1 protein-coding gene is annotated in these 5,210 nt (G+C 71.6%); it reads left to right on the plus strand.

What is annotated here, in order from left to right; all coding sequences use genetic code 11:
* Positions 1 to 5,210: isopeptide-forming domain-containing fimbrial protein (locus tag ACOOHC_RS00120; RefSeq protein WP_420450190.1), on the plus strand; the 5,210-nt coding region annotated here is incomplete at both ends.

The following is a 5,210-nucleotide window of genomic DNA, read 5'->3' on the forward strand; positions in this document are numbered from 1 at the left end:
ACCTTCGACAACGTGAGCGCGACCGACACGGGCTACACCCCCTACATCGACCTCGTCCTGCCCACGACGGGGGCCGACGGCGACGACGGGGTGAGCTTCGACGGCGCGAGCTTCCTCGGGACCGCCGTGACCACGACCGAGGTGGTGTTCGAGGCGGACGGCGAGGCCGAGCACCCGCTCGCGGTGGACTCGAGCGGCGACCCGCTGGTGGTCTCGGGCACCCCGGGCGACACGCTCGTCGTGATCGAGCTGCCCTACGGCTCCTTCTCGGCGGGCAACCCGGCGGTGGACGTCGTGGTGACGCTCGACTTCTCGGACCACGCCGACCTGGACCATGCGCTGACCCTCGCGGCAACCCCCGGCTTCGCGCTGGGGAACGACGCGCTCGACAACCCCTCCTCGGACCCCTCGATCGTCGGGACGACGAAGACCCACGACGTGGAGCAGAGCCTCTTCACCCTGACCAAGGCCAACGACATCCCCGAGGACGAGGCCGCGACGGGCGCCTCCTACGTCTACACCCACACGATCACGGTGGACGTGGCCGACGGGCAGACGCTGAGCGACTTCACGCTGACCGACACGCTGCCGCCGGAGATGGTCTATCGCGGCAACCTGCAGGCGGGCGGGGGGACCGTCGTCGCGGAGCCCACCGAGGGCGCCATCGCGGGGCCGGGCAACGACACGCTCGAGATCGAGTTCGACACGATCAGCGGCACGGTCGACGTCAGCTTCGACTTCCACGTGGCCGAGGTCGCGGCGGAGGAGACGGCCCCCGTGATCGACCGCGCGAGCGGCGATCAGGTCGCGGTCGTCAACACCGTTACCGGAGGGGCGGACTGGGACCCGGTCGATCCGGACGACGCCGTCGCCCCCGTGACCGCGACGGCGCGGGACGAGTGGCGCGCGACCTCGCTCGCGATCCAGAAGTCGGTCGCCGTCGCGGCGGACAACCAGATCCCGGGCCAGCCGACGCCGGAGGACGTCTACGACTTCACCCTCCAGGTGCAGGTCTCGGACTTCTTCGCCTACGGCGACCTCGTGGTGACGGACGTGCTCGGCGACGGCTGGGAGTACGTGGCGGGCTCGGCCGAGTTCACGACCGTGGAGGAGGCGGGCTCCGTCCCCGCCACGCGGAGCCTGACGGCGCAGGAGACCTCCACCCGGAACGACGCCACGGGCCGCACCACCAACGTCTGGGACCTCTCGGCGGCGATGATCGCGGCCGGGCGGGACGGGCTCCTGACGGGCGGCTCGGCCGACGGCTCCGAGGCGACGTCCAACACGCGGGCGACGATCACCTATCAGGCGAGGGTCCTCGACCAGTACGACGACGACGGCGAGGACCGCCCCGAGATCGGCCAGGGCGACCGGATCGGCAACGACGTGCAGATCGCGGGCTCCGTCCGGAACAACGCGACGCCGACGCAGATCGACGGCGACGAGACCAACGCCTCCGCCGCCGGCGTGACGATCCCCTTCGGCCGGATCGAGGAGAACACCGTCTACGCGCTCGACGGGGCGACGAACCCGCCCTCGGACGCCGTCGTGTCGGCCGGGGACACGGTGACCTTCCGCATCCTCTACGACGCGCCGCTGGGCTCCTTCGAGGATCTGCGGATCCGCAACAACCTGCCGCAGAACGTGTTCGACGTGACCGAGATCACCACGGTCTCGACGACGAAGAGCGCCGCGCCGCCCCCCGCGGGCACGCTCTACTTCGGCCCCGCGGACGAGTACGTGGACGCCGGCGGGCCGACGCCCACCATGACGTTCGACGCGGGCAGCAACGGCTTCGACCTCGACTTCGGCGACTTCTCCTCCGACCCGCGGGAGCAGGTCTCGATGGAGCTGCTCTTCACCGTGACGGTGAAGGACGCCGTGTTCGCGCCGCAGCTGCTGCTGACGAACCAGGCGACCGAGTTCGAGGAGAACAGCTTCGGCGAGGAGGAGTCCTCCATCGCCATCGCGCAGTTCACCTACGCCGAGCCCGTGCTCGAGATCACCAAGGGGATCGTGGCCACCGACTCGGACGATCCCGACGTCATGTACCTGACCGCGACGGGATCGGACACCTCGGAACCCCGGACGCCCGTGCCGTTCAGCGAGCCCGGCAGCGAGGGCACGCGGTTCTCGGGAACGATTTCCTCGGACGGGTTGGCGGCGAGGCCCATCGACTCGGATCTCCTGAACGTCGACGCGGGCGACCTCGTGACCTTCGCGCTGACGGTGGAGAACACGGGCTCCGCCTCGGACGGCGCGTTCGACATCCGCGTCGAGGACGTGGTGCCCGAGGGCTTCGTGGTGCCGACGGACGGCGCGGGGCTGAACCTCTCCGTCACCGACGGGACGGGCGCGGCGATCGCCTACACGGGCGATCTGTTCTCGGGGGGGATCGAGCTCACCGATCCCGCCGTGGACCGGGGCGCGGTGGCGGCCTTCGACGAGACCTCGGGCCGCAACGTGGCGGTGGTGACCTACGACCTGCTGCTCGAGGACACCGTGAGGGCGGACCAGACGTTGCAGAGCGAGGGGGCGATCACGAACTACACCGCCTTCGACGGCGCGGGGGCCGACCGCGCCGCCGACGACTTGTCCGATGGCGCCTCCGTCAAGATCGAGGACGCCGAAGTGGAGCGGACGCTCGTCGGCCGCGAGTTCGGGGCCATCGGCACCACGTCGGTGCTCGTCGGCGAGGAGTTCACCTTCCGCCTGACCTACGACCTCGCGGAGGCGACCTACGAGAACGTCTTCCTGAGCGACACGGTTCGCGCGGGCAAGTCGCTCGGGGACTACGACATCCTCTCGGCCTCGGTCGTGACCTGGGACGCGACCACGCTGACCAGCTCGAACGGCGTGACGTCGGGGACCGCGGGCGTGGTGGCGGCCGACCGCGAGAGCGTGACGTTCGACGTGGGCCGCTTGACCGTCGCGTCGGACAACGATCCGACCAACGACGTGATCGAGATCGAGGTGGTCGCGCGCAGTTCGGATGCGAATGGGGCATCGGCCGGCGATCGCCTGAGCGGGGAGGCGCGCTTCGCGGCGGATGGCGTCGCCTCCACCAAGGCCTCGGACGTGCGCCTGCGCGAACCCGATTTGGTCATGGCCAAGGAAGCCGGCTCCGACGTCGTGGCCGCCGGCAGCACCGTGTCCTACAGCGTCGTGGTCGAGCACGGGGCCGATCCCCAGAGCGCACCCGCCTACGACCTCGTCCTGACGGACGCCGTGGACGACCCCAACGTCGCCTTCGACGCGGAAAGCGTGACCGTGACCCTGGACGGGGCCGACGTGACGGCGGACGCCGTCGTCACCGGCAACGGCTCCGGGGACCGCGCGGTGCGGGTCGAGACGGACGCGCTCGCGAGGGGCGGGACGCTCGTTGTGGCCTACACCGCGACGGTGAAGGAGACGGTGAGCCCGTCGGTCACGATCTCGAACACGGCCGAGCTGACCTACGACTCGCTGCCCACGGACGACGCCGACGACGAGCGCGACGGCGCCGAGACCGCCCAGGCCACGACGACCAGCGCGCCGCCCGAGGTCACGGTCGCCGTCGTGGACAGCTCGCAGCCCCTGACGCCCGGCGCGACGCTCTCGGTGGGCGAAACCGTCACCTTCGAGATCGTGGCCGGGATCCCCGAGGGCACGACCGAGGACGCGGTGCTGACGAACACCCTGCCCGCGGGGCTCGACTACGTCTCCTCCACGGTCGTTCGGGTGGGCGACGGCGAGGGCAGCGTCACGAGCACCAAGTCCCCCACCGAGGGCACGCAGTCCGGGCAGGAGACGACCTTCGACTTCGGCGATCTGACGAACCCGGTGAACTCGGCCGACGACGACGAGATCGTGGTGCGGGTCGTGGCCCGGGTGACTGACGCCGCCGCGGGCACGCTGACGGACGAGGCGGCGCTCTCCTTCGCCACGGGTGCGGACGACGCCTCCACGGACGTGACCGTCGTGGAGCCCTCGCTCGACGTCACGAAGGCGGTCTCCCCCGACGTGGCGGATGCCGGCGACACGGTGAGCTACACGGTGCGCTCGACGAACGGCGGGACGGGCCCGGCCTACGACGTGGTGATCGAGACCGACCTGACCGAGGCCGGGGTGGCCGCGAAGGGCGGCACGACCCCCACGATCCGCATCCTCGACGGTGGGACGGACGTGACGCCCGCGGGCGCGGACGCGCCGAGCGTCGCCTACCCCGACGCGGGAGGCGGGCTGACGGCGACCGTGCCTGTGCTCGAGGTGGGGCAGGCGGTTGTGATCGTCTACGAGGCGGTGGTCACGGACGCCGCGGCGTTCTCCTCCGAGGTGGACGCCTCCGCGACGGTGACGCGCTACGACACCGCCCCCGGCGACGGCGCGCAGCGCGTCTACGACGAGAACCGCGCCGGCCACACCCCGCCCGAGGACGACGCGACCTTCACGACGCCCGACGCGTCGATCGCGCGGACGATCCTCTCCACGACGGACCCCGATACGGACCTGGCGCGGGTCGGCATCGGCGAGGAGGTGGTGCACCGCCTCGCCGTGACCGTGCCGCAGGGGACGGCGGACCTCACCGTCACCGACGCGATGCCCGACGGGCTCGCGGTCGTCTCGGCGCGGGTGGTCTCCCTCGGGGGGGCGACTTCGGCGACCCTCGCGGAGGGAGCCACGGACGCCTCGGACGACATCACCGTCTCGACGGACGGCGACGGCGTGACCTTCGACCTCGGCACGACGGTGGTGCCGGGCTCGCAGGACGCCGCGGCCGCCGACACGACGCTGGTGCTCGAGGTGGTCACGCGGGTCGAGGACGTCCCCGGCAACACCGCCGGGACCGCGCGGCAGGCCACGGCGAGGCTGGAGGTGGACGACGCCGCCGCGAACGAGCTGCAGCCCGACGCGACGGCGGCCGAGACGCTGACGGTGGTCGAGCCGGACGTGACCGTGGTCCTCGCGGGCCCCGAGGTGGCGAAGGGGGGCGACACGCTCACCTACACCCTCACCCTCGCGAACGAGGGCGACGGCCCGGCGCACGATCTGATGTTCGCGGACCTCCTGACCGATCCGCAGCTCGCCTACGTCCCCGGCAGCCTGACGAAGGCCGAGGCCAGCACGGCCACGGGCGACCTCACCGCCGCCGCGTCCGGCGCGGGCTTCGAAGCGACCCTCGACACCCTCGAGGCGGGGGAGACGCTGGTCGTCACCTACCAGGCGACCTT

It is taken from the genome of Ilumatobacter sp., assembly GCF_965215205.1.
Taxonomy (GTDB): domain Bacteria; phylum Actinomycetota; class Acidimicrobiia; order Acidimicrobiales; family Ilumatobacteraceae; genus Ilumatobacter_A.